General features: G+C 64.8%; 11 protein-coding genes and 1 riboswitch. Of the genes, 10 read left to right on the top strand and 1 reads right to left on the bottom strand.

Annotation, left to right across the window (positions count from 1 at the left end; all coding sequences use genetic code 11):
* Window positions 1–86 precede the first annotated feature (86 nt).
* The 10 genes from PCJ49_RS18150 (at window position 87) to PCJ49_RS18105 (ending at window position 11,514) form a co-directional block, all read left to right on the top strand.
* Window positions 87–641 carry a hypothetical protein gene (locus PCJ49_RS18150; protein WP_269912180.1) on the top strand — a complete coding sequence of 185 codons (555 nt, stop codon included), beginning with the start codon at window positions 87–89 and terminating at the stop codon, window positions 639–641.
* A 76-nt stretch (window positions 642–717) separates the two neighbouring features.
* Window positions 718–816: riboswitch (glycine riboswitch) on the top strand.
* A 176-nt stretch (window positions 817–992) separates the two neighbouring features.
* Window positions 993–2,111 (top strand): glycine cleavage system aminomethyltransferase GcvT, encoded by a 1,119-nt coding sequence (gene gcvT / locus PCJ49_RS18145; protein WP_269912179.1) that lies wholly within the window; start codon window positions 993–995, stop codon window positions 2,109–2,111.
* Window positions 2,112–2,292: 181 nt separating this feature from the next.
* Window positions 2,293–2,664, top strand: coding sequence for a glycine cleavage system protein GcvH (gcvH, locus tag PCJ49_RS18140; RefSeq protein WP_269912178.1), 372 nt, complete (start codon window positions 2,293–2,295; stop codon window positions 2,662–2,664).
* Window positions 2,664–4,010, top strand: a complete 1,347-nt coding sequence (gene gcvPA / locus PCJ49_RS18135) for an aminomethyl-transferring glycine dehydrogenase subunit GcvPA (RefSeq protein WP_269912177.1) — start codon at window positions 2,664–2,666, stop codon at window positions 4,008–4,010. The genes gcvH and gcvPA overlap by 1 nt, the downstream gene beginning before the upstream one ends.
* Before the next feature lie 5 nt (window positions 4,011–4,015).
* Window positions 4,016–5,602 (top strand): aminomethyl-transferring glycine dehydrogenase subunit GcvPB, encoded by a 1,587-nt coding sequence (gene gcvPB, locus PCJ49_RS18130; RefSeq protein WP_269912247.1) that lies wholly within the window; start codon window positions 4,016–4,018, stop codon window positions 5,600–5,602.
* 219 nt (window positions 5,603–5,821) lie between these two features.
* The gene (locus PCJ49_RS18125) at window positions 5,822–7,807 is read left to right on the top strand and encodes a methyl-accepting chemotaxis protein (protein WP_269912176.1); all 1,986 of its coding nucleotides are present in this window, start codon (window positions 5,822–5,824) and stop codon (window positions 7,805–7,807) included.
* 35 nt (window positions 7,808–7,842) lie between these two features.
* Window positions 7,843–8,826: a BMP family ABC transporter substrate-binding protein gene (locus PCJ49_RS18120; protein ID WP_269912175.1), complete on the top strand. Its 984-nt coding sequence runs from the start codon at window positions 7,843–7,845 to the stop codon at window positions 8,824–8,826.
* Between the two features lie 90 nt (window positions 8,827–8,916).
* Window positions 8,917–9,753, top strand: coding sequence for a transporter substrate-binding domain-containing protein (locus PCJ49_RS18115; protein ID WP_269912246.1), 837 nt, complete (start codon window positions 8,917–8,919; stop codon window positions 9,751–9,753).
* Window positions 9,754–9,760: 7 nt separating this feature from the next.
* Window positions 9,761–10,333, top strand: a complete 573-nt coding sequence (locus PCJ49_RS18110; RefSeq protein ID WP_269912174.1) for a methyltransferase domain-containing protein — start codon at window positions 9,761–9,763, stop codon at window positions 10,331–10,333.
* Window positions 10,334–10,347: 14 nt separating this feature from the next.
* Complete coding sequence (locus tag PCJ49_RS18105; protein WP_269912173.1) at window positions 10,348–11,514, top strand: aminotransferase; 1,167 nt, start codon at window positions 10,348–10,350, stop codon at window positions 11,512–11,514.
* Between the two features lie 31 nt (window positions 11,515–11,545).
* On the opposite strand, the gene PCJ49_RS18100 is transcribed toward PCJ49_RS18105, so the two are convergent.
* A complete protein-coding gene (locus tag PCJ49_RS18100) occupies window positions 11,546–12,985 on the bottom strand; it encodes a hypothetical protein (protein WP_269912172.1) in 1,440 nt (479 codons plus the stop codon).
* Window positions 12,986–13,016 lie beyond the last annotated feature (31 nt).

Below are 13,016 nucleotides of genomic sequence, written 5' to 3'. Positions count from 1 at the left end.
CGGTGCCGCGCCGCGGCGGGCTGTCGAAGGCTCGTATCCGGGATGCGCGGCATTTGTCCCGGATGGTGGAAGTGAACGGACGCTTGATGACCAGCCCCTGCACGATGACGACCCAGCCCGACCATAATATAGGTTCGCCGGCCAGGAAAGCCGCCCGCCCCTGGCGCATGGCCGCGTGTGCGGGACTGGCGATGCTGGCCTTGTCCGGCTGTGCCGAAAATGAAGGCTTCAAAGCCGGCTGCCCCAATGTGGGCATCCTGCGCGATGCCGGCACGCTGCGCACCGACCAGGGTGTCGCGGTGCTGTCCGGCATTTTCGCCAACTGCGCCTATGACGATACCCACGTCAAGATCGCGGCGAACCTGGATATTTCCGGCCGGGTGAATGAGGGCGGCAGCGCCACGTCGCTGCCCGTCACCTATTTCGTGGCGGTGGTGGACCCCAACCGCAACATCATCACCAAGAAGGATTTCAGCACCAGTATCCCGCTGAATGGCGGCACCGGCATGGTGCAGGAGACGCTGGAACAGTCGATTGCCGTGCCCAAGACGGTGGATGCCCGCTGGTACGAGGTGCTGGTCGGCTTCCAGATCACCCCCGATCAGGCCGACGCCAACCGCGCCGCCAACGAAGGCCGGTAATTACCGCATTGGGCCTCTTCCCACGCCGCCATTGACAGGCGGCGTGGGTTGTTTAGTTTGTGTGTTGCAAAGCTGATTACCCTTTGCGGGAGAGACTGTTGCCCTTGACCGGGCGGCAGCGCCGAAGGAGCAACCGCCCCCGGAAACTCTCAGGCAAAAGGACCGCAAGGGGTAGGCGCATCTGGAAAGCAGGCGGGCCGGGATTCCATCCCAGCCGACAGCCCACCGACGGAGTAAGCTGACAGCCACAAGGTTGCGGCGAATCTCTCAGGGGCCAGGACAGAGGGGGGCAACCGCCACGGGGACGATCCCCGCGACGGCCGTAACCTGTCCTGAAGGGAGTGTCCCACCTTGGGTGACACCAGCCTGTTGCGCACGCCGCTTTACGATCTCCATGTCGAACTGGGCGCCAAGATGGTGCCGTTCGCCGGCTATGACATGCCGGTGCAGTACCCGCTGGGCGTGCTGAAGGAACATCTGCATACCCGCGAGAAGGCGGGCCTGTTTGATGTGTCCCATATGGGCCAGGTACGCCTGCGCGGGGCTGATATTGATTCGGTGATCAAGGCGCTGGAAGCGCTGGTGCCGGGCGATATCGCAGCCCTGGCACCGGGCCGCATCCGCTACACCATGTTCACCAATGATCAGGCCGGCATCCTGGACGATCTGATGGTGACGCGGTTCGAGGATCATCTCTATGTCGTCATCAATGCCGGCTGCAAGGCCGAGGATCTGGCGCATCTGAAGGCCGGCCTGCCGGCGGGTATTGAGATCGAGTATCTGGGCGATGATGCCGGCCTGCTGGCGCTGCAGGGCCCGGCGGCGGCCACGGTGATGGCCCGCCTGCTGCCCGAAGCCGCCACCATGGGCTTCATGAGCGCGCGGACGGCCACCATCCAGGGTATCCCGGTACAGATCAGCCGGTCCGGCTATACCGGTGAAGATGGCTATGAGATCAGCGTCGGTGCCGCCGATGCCGAAAAGCTGGCCCGCCTGCTGCTGGCCGAACCTGAAGTGGAAGCCATCGGGTTGGGCGCGCGCGACTCGCTGCGCCTGGAAGCCGGGCTGTGCCTGTACGGCCATGATATCGACACCGGCACCAACCCCGTGGAAGCGGCCCTGACCTGGACCATCTCCAAGCGCCGCCGCACGGAAGGCGGCTTCCCCGGTGCTGCCATCGTGCAGGCCCAGTTGGCGGAAGGCCCGGCCCGCAAGCGTGTGGGCATTCAGCCGGAAGGCAAGGCCCCGGCCCGCGAACATACCGAAATCCAGGATATGGACGGCAACCGCATCGGGGAGATCACCAGCGGCGGCTTCGGCCCCACCGCCGGCGGCCCCGTCGCCATGGGCTATGTCACGGCTGCTTCCGCTGCCGTGGGCACGCGCGTGCAGTTGATCGTGCGCGGCAAGGCCATGCCCGCCACCGTCGCCGCCATGCCGTTTGCACCGCATCGTTATTTCAAGGGGTGAGACGGGCAGCACCTCGCCCTACCGTCACCCCGGCGAAGGCCGGGGTCCAGGGGCCAGAGGCGCCTTTCTCTACGAAACTGGACCCCGGCCTTCGCCGGGGTGACGGTTGAGAGAGCAAAGCCGACAATCCCTTTTCACCAACGACACGTCATTTCCCCCCCAAGACCCGGAAGACCCGACCATGACCATCCGTTTCACCAACGACCATGAGTGGATCAAGCTTGACGGCGATATCGCCACCGTCGGCATTACCGATTATGCCCAGCAGGCTTTGGGCGATGTGGTGTTCGTCGAGGTGCCGGAAGCCGGCCGCGACCTGACCAAGGGCAAGGATGCCGCCGTGGTCGAATCGGTAAAGGCCGCCTCTGAGGTCTATGCCCCGGTCGATGGCACCGTGGTGGAAGGCAATGCCGCCGTGACCGACGAGCCGTCGCTGGTGAACACCGATCCGGAAGGCGCCGGCTGGTTCTTCAAGATGAAGATCAAGGACATGGCCCAGTTTGAGGCCCTGCTGGACGAAGAAGCCTACAAGTCCTTCATCGCGGGGCTGTGATGCGTTACCTGCCGCTGACCGAAACCGACCGCAGCGCCATGCTGGCCACCATCGGGGTGGACAGCGTGGATGCCCTGTTCCGCGACGTGCCCGAACAGGCCCGTCTGAAGGGCCCCATTGCCGGCCTGTCCAACCATATGGGCGAGTTGGCGGTGGAACGCCATTTGTCCCGGCTGGCCGCCAAGAACGTCACGGCGTCTGCCGTGCCGTTCTTCATCGGCGGCGGTGCCTATAAGCATCATGTCCCGGCCTCGGTTGACCAGACGCTGCTGCGCGGGGAATTCCTGACCAGCTATACGCCGTACCAGCCGGAAGTCACCCAGGGCACGTTGCAGTACCTGTTTGAATTCCAGACCCAGGTGGCGTTGCTGACCGGCATGGATGTGGCCAACGCCTCCATGTATGACGGGGCGACCGGTACGGCGGAAGCCGTGCTGATGGCCGCCCGCATCAACAAGCGCAACAAGGTCATCCTGTCCGGCGGGCTGCACCCGCATTACCGCGAAGTGGTGGAAACCACCTGCGGCGTCATGGGCATGGATATCCGCGCCCAGGCCCCGGACTGGAAGAATGCCGAGGATCTGACGGCCCTGATCGATGGCGAGACCGCCTGCATCGTGGTACAGACCCCCTCGCTGTTCGGCCATCTGCGCGACTTCACCGCCTTGTGCGATGCCGCCCACGCCAAGGGCACCTTGGTCATCGTGGTGGTGACGGAGGTGGTGTCGCTGGGTCTGCTGACCCCGCCCGGTGAGATGGGTGCCGATATCGTCGTCTGCGAAGGGCAAAGCATCGGCAATGGGCTGAATTTCGGCGGCCCCTATGTCGGCCTGTTCGCCACCCGCGACAAATATGTGCGCCAGATGCCGGGCCGCCTCTGCGGCCAGACGGTGGATGCCGATGGCAAGCGCGGCTTCGTGCTGACGCTGTCCACCCGCGAGCAGCATATCCGCCGCGAGAAGGCCACGTCGAACATCTGCACCAATTCCGGTCTGTGCGCGCTGGCCTTCACCATCCACCTGTCGCTGCTGGGCGAACAGGGGCTGACCACGCTGGCCCGGGTCAACCACGCCAATGCCGTGACCCTGGCCGACAAGCTGGAAGCGGTGAAGGGCGTGAAGATCGTCAATGACGGGTTCTTCAACGAATTCACCGTGAAGCTGCCCAAGAAGGCGGCCAAGGTGGTGTCCAAGTTGGCCGAACGCGGCATCCTGGCCGGCGTGCCGGTCAGCCGCTTCTACCCGGAGATGGACGGTCTGGAAGACCTGCTGCTGGTCGCCAGCACCGAGGTCAACAGCCTGGAAGACATGGACGCGCTGGTGCGCGGCCTGGAGGAGGTTCTCTGATGGCCATGAATAATCAGGGTCGCGACAGCACCCCCCATGCCGTGACGGTCGCCGGTGAGTTCACCACCTTCACCGGCAACAAGGCGTTGCAGCAGGAAGAAGCGCTGATTTTTGAGCTGGATAATCCAGGTGCTGTCGGCGTGGATCTGGAGGCACCGGTCACCACCAAGACCCGCCTGGGTGGGGTGAAGACCCGCGCCAGCGTCGGCCTGCCCTCCCTGGCTGAGCCGGACGTGGTGCGTCATTACACGCGCCTGTCCCAGAAGAACTTTGCCATCGACACGACCATGTATCCGCTGGGTTCGTGCACGATGAAGCATAACCCGCGCCTGAATGAAAAGATGGCGCGGCTGCCGGGCTTCAGCGACATTCACCCGCTCCAGCCGGTGGAAACCGTGCAGGGGGCGCTGGAACTGATCGACCAGTTGGCCCATTGGCTGAAGACGCTGACGGGGATGCCCGCCATCGCCATGTCGCCGGGTGCCGGCGCCCATGGCGAACTGTGCGGCCTGATGTCGATTCATGCGGCCCTGGATGCGCGGGGCGAAAGCCATCGCCGCCGCGTGCTGGTGCCGGAATCGGCCCATGGCACCAACCCGGCCACGGCAGCTTTCTGCGGTTTCACCGTGGATACGATCCCGGCGGAAGAAAATGGCCGCGTCAGTGTGGAGGCCGTGAAGGCCAAGCTGGGCGATGATGTCGCCTGCATCATGCTGACCAATCCCAATACCTGCGGCCTGTTCGAACCGCAGATCAAGGAAATCGCCGATGCCGTTCACGCGGCGGGCGGCTATTTCTATTGCGACGGCGCCAATTACAACGCCATCGTCGGCCGGGTCCGCCCCGCCGATCTGGGCGTGGACGCCATGCATATCAACCTGCACAAGACCTTCTCCACCCCGCATGGCGGCGGCGGTCCGGGTTCCGGCCCGGTGGTCCTGTCCGACGCCCTGGCGCCTTATGCCCCGCTGCCCTTCGTGGTGCATGGCAAGAACGGCTTCGATCTGGTGGAACAGGCGGCCGATGCCAAGGGCGCCAAGCCCTTCGGCCGGCTGAAGGGCTTCCATGGCCAGATGGGCATGTTCGTACGCGCGCTGGCCTATATCCTGTCCCACGGGGCGGATGGGCTGCGGCAGGTGGCATCCGATGCGGTGCTGAATGCCAATTACGTGCTGGCCAGCCTGAAGGATGTCATGTCGGCATCGTTCGATGGCCCCTGTATGCATGAGGCCCTGTTCGATGATCGCTTCCTGAAGGGCACCGGCGTGACGCCGCTGGACTTCGCCAAGGCGATGATCGATGAGGGCTATCACCCCATGACCATGTATTTCCCGCTGGTCGTGCATGGGGCTTTGCTGATCGAGCCGACGGAAACGGAAAGCAAGCAGACGCTGGACCGTTTCATCGCCACCATGCGCCATCTGGCGGAAAAGGCGAAGGCGGGCGATCTGGCCCATTTCCAGGCCAGCCCGCGACTGACCCCACGCAAGCGCCTGGACGAAACCCAGGCCGCCCGCAAGCCGGTGCTGCGCTGGGTGAAGCCGGCCGCCCCCGCTTCCGTCCCGGCGGGCGTGGCGCAGGCGGCAGAGTAAGGCTGATCCCGCCTGGTGCGGGGCGCTGAGGCAGGGGGGGCGGTGTCCAGACCGGATACCGCCCCCCTTCTTTTTACGGCCATGCCAATTCGATAAAATTTCCATAAAATTCAATAATTAATTTATTCTTACAGTTCGCTGCCGCGCTTTCTCCCCTGCCCAAAAAGGCCTATTGCAGCGCCACAATCTTCTTTTTGGAACTGGTGGCGGGGGCGGCGAATGCACCTATCGCGGCTTGGCACTTTTGCTTTTGCCGGCAGCCGGGTTTCCTTTGGGATCGGCGCGCGGCTTGGTCTGGCCTTTGCGGCTATTCTGCTGGCGGTACTGGCCATCATTGCCCAGACCTGGCTGGCCTATGGCCGGGTGGAGGTGACCTTGAGCGGGGTGGTGGAGGAAACACTCCCCCGCTTCAAGGCGCTCGACCGGCTGTCGCACGCGGCCGACGGGCTGGCGGCGGCGGCGATGCAGGCGGCGGTGGCCGGTAACCCGACCGAGGCACAATCGGCGCGCCAACGCCTGACCGAGGCGGAAACGGGCCTGAGCGGGGCGCTGCGCGCCGCGCCGGGTGACCTGGGCGATCTGCCGCAGCTGGATGATCTGCGCACCATTGCCGGCCGCTTCTCCTCCCAGCTGCAAATCCTCAACGGCACGGTGGATGGGCGCTGGCAGTTGCGGGAAAAGGCGGATCAGGTTCTGTCCACCCTGGGTGAGAGGCTGGCGGCCTATGAGACCGGGCCAGCCCTGTCCAGCCTGCGCGCGGCGGTGGACGCCGCCACCGGGGCCCGTACCGCGGAAATCCTCACACTGCTGAGCAATCGCGCGGCGGATGCACTGGCGCAGCTGCCGGCCGATCAGGCCGGGGCGCTGCGCCCACTGCTGCTGGGCCGGGATGGGTTGTTCGGGCTCCATGGTCGCCTGCTGGCGGCCGATGAACAGTTGCGCCGCTCCGTGCGGCTGGCCGGGGAAAATGCCGCCAATGTGCGTTCCATCGTGGCCGATATTGCTGGCGGGGTACAGACGCAGGTGCGCGCCCAGGCCGACGATCTGGCCGGACAGATTGGCTTTGCCCGGCAATTGCTGATCGGCTTCGGCCTGCTGGCGCTGGTGATCGCCGTGGCGGCGGGTGTCTATTATGCCGGATTCCGGGTGGCCGGGCGCATCGCCCGGCTGTCGCGCCGGATGCTGGATCTGGCCGGCGGCAATCTGGATGTCGTCATCGATGCTTCCGGCCGGGATGAGATTGCGGAAATGGCCCGCGCCATGGGCACCTTCCGCGCCAATGCCCTGAAGGTGCGCGAACATGACGCCGCGCTGGAGGCGGAACGGCAGGCGACGGCAGAGGCGCGGCAAGCCGAAATCGAACGGCTGGCCGCCCGCTTCGAACAATCGGTGGGGGCCATTGTCTCCCGCTTCGCGGCGGCGGCGGGCGACATGAATGACCTGTCGCTGGGCATGGGACAGGCGGCCGATGCCACGGCACAGCAGGCCGACGCGGTGGCCCGTTCCTCCGAAGCGGCGACCAGCAATGCCCAGACGGTGGCGGCCGCCACCGAACAGCTCTCCCTCTCCATCCAGGAGATCAGCAGCCAGCTGCAGCGCGCCATCGGCATTTCCCGACAGGCCAATGGCGAGGCAGTGGGTGCCGCCACCATTGTGGAGCGGCTGACCAGTGCGGCGGAAAAGATTGGCGACGTGGTTCGCTTCATCGATGATATCGCCGCCCAAACCAGCCTGCTGGCCCTGAATGCCACCATCGAGGCGGCGCGGGCTGGCGATGCCGGCAAGGGCTTTGCCGTGGTGGCGGGCGAGGTGAAAAGCCTGGCCGGCCAGACGGCGCGGGCGACCGGCGATATAGCGGCGGAAATCGGCGCCATCCGCACGGTGGTGGCCGATGTGGCCGGCGCCATCCGGCAGGTCGGTGGCACGATTGAGGAACTGGCCGTCGTTTCCGGCTCCGTCGCTGCCGCCGTGGAACAGCAGAATGCCGCGACGGCGGAAATCAGCCGCTCCATCGGGGAAGCGGCGGTTGGTGTGGGTCAGGTCACCTCCACCATCGGGGAGGTGCGCAGCGCTGCCGTCAGCACCGGCCAGTCGGCCGGACGGGTGCGCCATGCCGCCGACCAGCTTTCCGGCATGGTGGGGGCCCTGGATCAGGCCGTGGCGGATTTCCTGATGCATGTTCGCGCCAGCCAGCAGGTGGCGTGATGGGATATCCGACAATGCGAAAAGGTACCGGGATCATGCGGCGTTGGACGCTGGGACTGCTGACAGCCCTGGTGTTGGCCGGACCGGCAGCGGCGGCCCCCTTTCAGCCCTGCGTCGTCTATACCGAGGCGGGGAAGTTCGATAAAAGCTTCAATGAAATGGCCTATGCTGGCGTCACCGCCTTTCAGGCTGGCGGCGGGGCGACGGTGAAGGAATTCGAACCGTCCAGCCCCGCCGATTATGTGCCGCGCATGGAAGCGGCGGTGCAGGCGGGCTGCAGCGATATTGTGGTGATCGGCTTCCGCTTTGCCGAGGATCTCGCCACCGTGGCCCCGCGGCACCCGTCAGTGCATTTCTCCATTATCGACGGGGTGGTGGAGGGCACCAATGTCGCCTCCATCCTGTTTGCCGAGAATGAAGGGGCCTATCTGGCCGGGGTGGCAGCGGCACTGGCCAGCAAGACCGCCCATGTCGGTTTCATCGGCGGGATGCCGGTGCCGGTGATCCGCCGCTTTCAGGCCGGATTCACCCAAGGCGTGCGGGACACGCGGCCCGATGCGCAGGTCAGCGTGGCCATGCTGTCCGACAGCCCCAAGGGCTTTGCCGATCCCTTTGCCGGCAGCGAGGCGGCGCGCGACCTGCTGGCCAGCGGGGTGGATGTGGTGTTTCCGGCGGCCGGTGCCTCCGGCCTGGGTGCGCTGGACGCGATGAGTGCGGCCGGAAGGCTGGGCATCGGCGTGGACAGCAACCAGGATTATCTCTATCCCGGCCATGTCCTGACCTCCATGGTCAAGCGGCTGGACCGGGCGGTGAAGACCATTTTTGAGACGGGATCGGCCGGCGGCTTCCGCCCCGGCCTGACCCGGCTGGGGCTGCGCGAAGGCGGGGTTGATGTCACCATCACCCCCTATAACCGCACGCTCTGGACGGCGGATGTCGAGGCGGCGGTGAAGAAGGCGCGGGAGGATATTCTGGCCGGGCGGATCAAGGTGGGGGACGAGGCGGCCAGTCCGTCCTGAGCCGGCCACCGGATGGCTTTGACCCTGGGCCATACTTGGGCATATGCTCAGCCGCTTCAGGATCAAAGCCCGGACGGTATTCCCGCCTTGATGATACGCCTTCCCTTGCGCATCCACCTGTTCGCGCTGGTTGGGTTGCTGACGGGCCTGTCCCTGGGCCCGGCGCGCGTGGCAGCGCAGGATATGGCGCCTGCCGATGCCGCGCGTCCGATCATCATCGCGTCCGATCCCTGGTGCCCCTATGCCTGCGACCCGGCCACGGATGGGCGCGAAGGTTATATGGTGGAACTGGCGCGGGAGATTTTTCAGGCGGCCGGCTATCGCGTGGAATATCGCGTGGTGAATTTCGCCATGCTGAAGCGGATGCTGCATGATGGCAGCGCCACGGCGGTGCCGGGGGCGGCCACGGATATGGGGGGTGCCCTGCTGCTGCCTGCCCTGGCACAGGGCAATTCCGCCAATGCCGTGGCCTTGCAGCGGGAAAAGGATTTCACCTACAGCAAGCCGGATGATTTCAGCCCATACCGCGTTGGCATCATCAAGGATTATGCCTATGGCGGCGATGTGCAGCGCTATATCGATCAGCATCAGGCCAATCCGGACAGGGTGTGGGTGCTCAGCGGTTTTGGCTATTCGCAGCTGGTGCAGGGGTTGCGGCAAATCCAGGGCGGCGGGCTGGATTTGCTGTTGGATGATTATAATGTGCTGCGCTGGCAGCTCCGCCGCCTTGCCCTGGATGATCAAATGCGGGTCGTTTCGCTGAAAGATGATGCCGATCTTTTTGTCGGCCTGTCCCGCAGCGATGCCCGCGCCCCGCTGCTTGCCCGTTTGCTGGAGGATGGAACACGCCGCCTGCGGGCGGAGGGGCGGTTTCTTGCCATCCTTGCCCGCTATGGGTTGCATGAACAACCGATGCCTGAACGGTGATTATTGAATGAATGCTGTAAAGACGATGTTGCATGTGGGATGTGGACCGAAGATCGGCGCACTCTCTTCCATTTTCCGTTCCCTTGGCGGCGATTGGCGGGAAGTCCGACTTGATATTGATCCAGCGGTACAGCCCGATATCATCGGCTCCATCACCGATATGGGAATGGTGGCGGGGGGGACCATGGATGCGGTCTATTCCTCCCATAATCTTGAACATCTTTACCCGCATGAGGTGCCGCTGGCGCTGGCGGAGTTCTTCCGGGTGCTGAAGCCCGGTGGATTTGTGAATATCGCCACCCCGGACCTGGAACAGGTGGCGCTGCAGCTGTTGAATGGCGGGTTGGAAAGCCCGGCCTATGTTTCGCCAACCGGACCGATTGCGCCACTGGATATGCTGTATGGCCTGCGTTCCTCTGTGGCTGCCGGAAATCACTATATGGCGCATCGTACCGGCTTTACCCCCGACAGCCTGCATCAGGCACTGATCAAGGCTGGCTTTGCCACGGTCACGGTGGTCAAGGATCAATGTTTCGCGCTTCATGCCACGGCATGGAAGACGGGAAACCAGGGCGGGTAAGGGATAGGGCGGGCATGAAAAGCGGCAATGCGGTGCTGTCGGGCTATGGCACCACGATTTTTGAGGTGATGTCGCGGCTGGCCGACCAGCACAAGGCGGTGAATCTGGGCCAGGGCTTCCCCGATGGCAATGGCCCAGCCGATCTGGTGTCCGCCGCTGCGACATATCTGGCGGAAGGCTGGAACCAATATCCGCCCATGCCGGGCTTGGCCGTGCTGCGCCAGGCGGTGGCGGCGCATAATCAGCGTTTCTATGGGCTGGATGTGGATTGGGCCCGCCAGACCCTGGTGACCAGCGGGGCGACGGAGGCTCTGGCCGCCTGTCTGTTCGGCCTGCTGGAGCCGGGGGATGAGGTGGTGCTGTTCCAGCCGCTTTATGACAGCTATGTCCCCATCATCCGCCGGGCCGGGGCCGTGCCGCGCTTTGTCAGCCTGCGCGCCCCCGGCTGGGATGTCGATCCGGCGGAACTGCGCGCCGCCTTCGGGCCGCGTACCAAGCTGGTGCTGCTGAACAATCCACAAAACCCCATCGGCAAGGTCTGGCAGGCGGAAGAACTGGCCCTGCTGGCCGACCTGGTGCAGGCGCATGATGCCATCGCGCTGTGTGATGAGGTTTATGAACATCTGGTGTTTGATGGTGCCCGGCATCTGCCGCTGATGGCGCTGCCCGGCATGGCCGACCGCACCCTGCGCATCGGCTCTGCCGGGAAAAGCTTTTCGCTGACCGGCTGGAAGGTGGGCTATGTCACCGGGCCGGCCGATTTGCTGCCGCCGGTGGTGAAGGCGCACCAGTTCCTGACCTTCACCACCCCGCCCAACCTGCAGCACGCGGTGGCACTGGGCTTAAGTAAGGATGATGCCTATTTCCAAGGGCTGGCCAGCGGGATGCAGGCGGGGCGCGACCGGCTGGCGGCGGGCCTGCGGGAGGCGGGGTTTACCGTGCTGCCGGCCGCTGGCACCTATTTCCTCACCGTCGATCTGCGGGCCAGCGGCTTTAAGGCGCTGGATACGGAATTCTGCCAGCGGCTGACCGTGGAAGCCGGTGTCGCCGCCATCCCGATCAGTGCCTTTTATGAGGTCGACGCCCCCCGCCACCTGATTCGCTTCTGCTTCTGCAAGAAGCCGGCAACGCTGGATGAGGCGGTGCGGCGACTGACGGCATGGCGTAATCTTGGCGAATAACGATTTAAATCAACTTCTTATCGAAGATTTTTCATTCACCCTTACCTGACCGTTGCCCCTCCCGCCAAGCCACGACCGCCATGATCACCACCAGGGTGGCCAGCCAGATCATCCGGCTTTGATAGCGGTCATGCGGGTTGGACAGCGCACCATTGATGAAGGCATTGCCCAGCAGGGACAGGGCGACGAACAGGGCCAGGGCTGCCAGATCATGCCGCCCCTGCCGCAGGCCCCATCCCACCACCAGCAGCAAGCCGATCATCGACAGATAGCCGGCCGGCACATGGACCCGGTTCAGGGCGGTGAACAGGGTCGGGCTGATCTCCTCCCGCTGCTGGCGGGCAGCATTGAATTCCAGATCCTGCTGGGTGGGCAACATGCGGTCGAACACCCGCCGCGTCATATAATGCCATTCCGTCAGCCCATCACCGCTGCCGATGGTCAGCAATTGCTCGCCCGTGGCCTCCAGGGCGGTGGTCAGAAAAGTGCCGGGATAGGCCAGGATGGTGGCCTTGACCAGGGCCGCCAGCTCCGGCTCCGCCCCCTTCCAGCCGCCAATATCGTTCAACGGGCTGTCCTCGTGCCAGAGGAAGGCATTGGCATCCGTGGGCATCCGGCTTTGCAGGGCGCAGAGCTTATAGGGGGCGGGCGTGCCATCCGTGGGGCAATGGTCGGCCAGATAGCGCTGGGCCAGCCCATCCTGCACCAGCCGGCCATAAAGAAAGAAGGCGCCGCCCGGCGTATAGCCGGCATGGCCCACCAGGGCCAGATGCACCAGCGGCATCATGATCAGGCTGGCGGCAACGATGGCAAAGGGTGGCAACACACGCGGCTGGATCTTCCAGCCCAGCCGGGGCGCCAGCAGCCGGGCGGCACCGGTGGCCGTCACCAGCCCGATGGCCAGCGCCATCCCGCTCATGTGCGACAGCAGGGAGAACAGGGCGATCAGCGCCACGCCGGCCCGTTCGCGCATCGACAGTGTGTAGCCCTTGAAGCCCAGCAGCCAGAGGCAGAGCACCAGCAGCGGCATCCAGATATCTGGCATCAACTGGCTGCTGTACCAGGCGATCCCGGTCAGGGCTGACAGCAGCAGCGCCATGGCCCCGGCCCGTGCCTGCGGCGGCCAGCCGGCGGGGCCGATGGCATGGGCCCGCAGGCAGAGATGGATCAGCCATAAGGTGGCGGCGCATTGCACCAGCACCGGTCCCCAGAAACTGAGCCAGCCGGCGGAGCTGGCATAAAGGAAAAGCCCGTAAAAGACCGATCGCCCCGCCTCCAGACTGCCATCCAGCACGCGGCGGATATAGCCGCCGGTATCAAAGAAGACGATGGCGAAACCATTCCACACTGCCGGCCCCGCCAGCGCGATGAGGCCCAGCCAGAGCGTCAGGCGTGGCCAGTCAATACCAACCCGTCGCACCGGGCGGCTGTCATCATCATCATCCAGCGTGGAAGCGGGGGGCGGTGTCATGGTCATCCGATATTTTTGGTTAATTATGGCC

It is taken from the genome of Niveispirillum sp. BGYR6, assembly GCF_027568365.1.
In the GTDB taxonomy this organism is placed as follows: Bacteria; Pseudomonadota; Alphaproteobacteria; order Azospirillales; family Azospirillaceae; genus Niveispirillum.
This window is presented reverse-complemented; position numbering and strand designations above follow the sequence as displayed.